Below are 2,840 nucleotides of genomic sequence, written 5' to 3'. Positions count from 1 at the left end.
GCCTCGTCCTCAACGGTCTGGGCGTGCACCTCGAAGCGGCCCGCCATCGCCCGCATCTCGTGCGGGTCGGTCATAAAACGTGTTGCCATGTTGGCTGATCTCCTTGCTACGTAGTTACTGGTGATGTTGAAAAGACGGTGGCCGGATCGTTTACGTGTTGCGCAACCGCCGTGCCGAATGAATAGAAATGAGCCCCCCTTCCCGTCAGCCGGCGGCCACCGGGCGTTGTCACGGTGAGACGGACGTCAACCCCGAACCGCGGCGTTTGGGTTGACGGAGTGCGTGTTGCGCTGCAAGACAGTCCGCGGGCCGAACCCAGCGAAGCCAGGTCCTTTCCCTACCGGGCGGTTACGTTGGAACCCACGTCGATGACGACCTATCCCAACGTCCCCAACCGCGAGTCCGATCAGAGGGCGGCGGCCGCGTTGGCTGCCTCGGTGGCAGCGTACGAACCGGAGCTCATGGACAAGGTGTTCACGAACTGCTCGTGAATGGCTGCGGCCTGTGCGCTTACCGCCTGGTACATCTGCGCGTGCGCGGCGAACTGGGCCGCGGTCAGCGCCGACACCTCGTCGGCTGCGGCGGGTACCACCCCCGTCGTTGGGGCTGCAGCGGCTGCGTTCTGGGCGCTCAAGGTCGACCCGATAGCCTGCAGATTCCCGGCCGCCGCGGCCAAAGCCTCCGGCTGTGTGGTCACGAACGACATATCTTTCCCTCCTAGTTCTAACCCCGACTCTGCGAGAGTAGATGACGGTGGCCCCCCAGATCGGTGCGGAAGACCCCGTGTTTGCAATTATTCACTTGGCGGTACGGCGAATTCATTTTTGGTAACGACACAGTAACAGCGCCTGACCTCGACCGCAGCCCATCGCAGGACGGCCACAGCAAACGTTACCAGCCACCGGTCGAAAAGGTTGCTGGTAATCGGCGCCCAACATGCTGTGACCGGGCTGCCCGGCGTAAAGATCCGATTGCCGACTCACCCCTCGCAGCGAATCACTGCGACGGCCTTCGCCGGCGGCGCGGCGCGAGAACCTCCTTTCACCTACGTAAACCGTTGGATCGCGCCGATCGCCGCCGCGGGCGGCTTCTGGTAGCGATCGTGGAAACTCGAGGCGCATCATGCTGCGAACATTGATGGCTGCCTGGCGATCGACGTAATCGGACACTTGCGGCGCCGATGCTCAGCCGGCAAACGGGGGCCGGGCCATGACGGTGGGGCGGAATCCGTACTTTGGACCCGCCACTCCGTGGCCGCCGGCACCGGCACCGGCCAGCGGCATGCCACCGAGCAGGTTGCCGGGCCCACCGGCGGCCTCCGGGGCGGCGCTGATGCTGCTGACCGGAATCGCACGCCCCAGCGCCGGCGCGGCCGCGGGAGCACCCGACCAGGCCACCGGCACCGACAACTTGCCACCGATCGACGCCGCACTGCCCACCGCCGCCACCGGATGCGCGGCCGCAGCACCGCCACCCAACATGCCACCCAAACCACCAAGCCCGGGCAACGCCTTGGCCGCCGCCGGGGCCGCACCGCCGATCACCCCGACCGACTTGGCGATCTGCGTGAAGGTGTTGGCCATACCGGTACTGAAGTACGGCAGACCCTCCGTGTTATAGAACAGCCCCGCAAACGGACTGTAGCCATTGACGAGCGTTCCCAGGTTGGTCGGAAAGCTGGTCTGCCCGGTGAGCAGGAACCACAGCTCGGACATCGGATCCGTGCCTTGTTGCGCCGCGTTGCTCGTGGCGTCTGCCGCCTTCATCGTGGAGTTCGCGGCGGGCTGCGCCAGCGACTGCAGGGTCTTCGACGTGTTGGTCGCCGTCGAGTTGGCCGTGGCGTTGGTGACCGCCGCACCCTGGGTGGCCTGACCCGACGGGTTGGTGACCTCCGGCGCCTTCTGAAACTGGGTCACCTTCGTCGCCGACGCGGACTGACCCGCATAGCCATACATCGCGGCGGCGTCCTGCGCCCAATACTCGCCGTACTGCGCCTCCAGCTGCGCGATAAGCGGGGTGTTCTGCCCCAACACGTTGGTCGCCTGCAGCTGGGTCGCCTGCGTGCGATTGGCCGCGATGAGCGGGGGCGGCACCGAGGCGGCCAGCGCGCTCTCGTAGGCCGCCGCGGCCGAACGAGCCTGGGTGGCCGCCTCTTCGGCCTGAGCGGCGGTGGTGGTCAGCCAGGCGACGTACGGCGCGGCCGCTTGCGCCATCGCCGTGGACGCAGTCCCCAGCCACTCCTCGCTGTTCAGCGAGGTGATGACGTTGTCATAGCTCCGCGCGGACGAGTTGAGTTCGGCCGAGAGCGCGCTCCAAGCCGATGCCGCGGCAAGAAACGAACCCGACCCCGGACCCGAGTAGATCCGCGCGGAATTGAACTCCGGCGGGAAGGCCCCATAATCCACCACGAATGTGCCCCTTAACCTGTGCTGTTCGAATCGATGCGTCGAGTAGTAGAAGACGTTAATGCGCTGGTGACCACCGCGATGCCGGTCAGTGAAGCGACGGTTGTCCGACGCGCCTTTGCGCCGGTTGCCCGGACCAGCCGCTCGATACCGGCCGACCGCTTCGACGCGCGCCCGGCTAGCCCGCGCAACCTGCGGGAACGCTCGGATCTCCGCGGCCGTCGGTCGCGGGCGTCGAGGCCAGAGGCCGGCGCAGCCGGGCGCACGTGCGTGTGGACCGGGGATAAAATCCGGCCGCGGATAACGGTGCGGGTGTACATGGTGCGATTCCGCCGCTTATCCGGCCGATGGCGGGCGCGTCAGCACGCTGTAGCGGAACCCGTATTTGTTGACGTAGCCGGCCGCCGCGCCGCGCCGGCCGACCGACCCGACCGG

Annotated in this window: 2 protein-coding genes and 1 pseudogene; all 3 read right to left on the bottom strand. The window is 66.9% G+C overall.

All coding sequences use genetic code 11. From position 1 onward, the window contains the following. Positions 1-89, bottom strand: a pseudogene (locus BST14_RS27780) (WXG100 family type VII secretion target); the annotation flags it as partial. A gap of 317 nt (positions 90-406) precedes the next feature. Beyond that, positions 407-706, bottom strand: a complete 300-nt coding sequence (locus tag BST14_RS27775) for a PE family protein (RefSeq protein ID WP_083067457.1) — start codon at positions 704-706, stop codon at positions 407-409. Between the two features lie 478 nt (positions 707-1,184). Continuing rightward, the gene (locus BST14_RS27770) at positions 1,185-2,408 is read right to left on the bottom strand and encodes a PPE family protein (protein WP_083067456.1); all 1,224 of its coding nucleotides are present in this window, start codon (positions 2,406-2,408) and stop codon (positions 1,185-1,187) included. Positions 2,409-2,840 lie beyond the last annotated feature (432 nt).

The sequence above is a fragment of the Mycobacterium arosiense ATCC BAA-1401 = DSM 45069 genome (assembly GCF_002086125.1).
Classification (GTDB): Bacteria; Actinomycetota; Actinomycetes; order Mycobacteriales; family Mycobacteriaceae; genus Mycobacterium; species Mycobacterium arosiense.
The sequence above is the reverse complement of the archived record's forward strand: the minus strand, read 5'-3'. Positions and strand labels throughout refer to the sequence as shown.

Coding starts and splice junctions, on each gene's coding strand:
- BST14_RS27775 (WP_083067457.1), bottom strand. CDS start 706: ATGTCGTTCGTGACCACACAGCCGGAGGCTTTGGCCGCGGCGGCCGGG.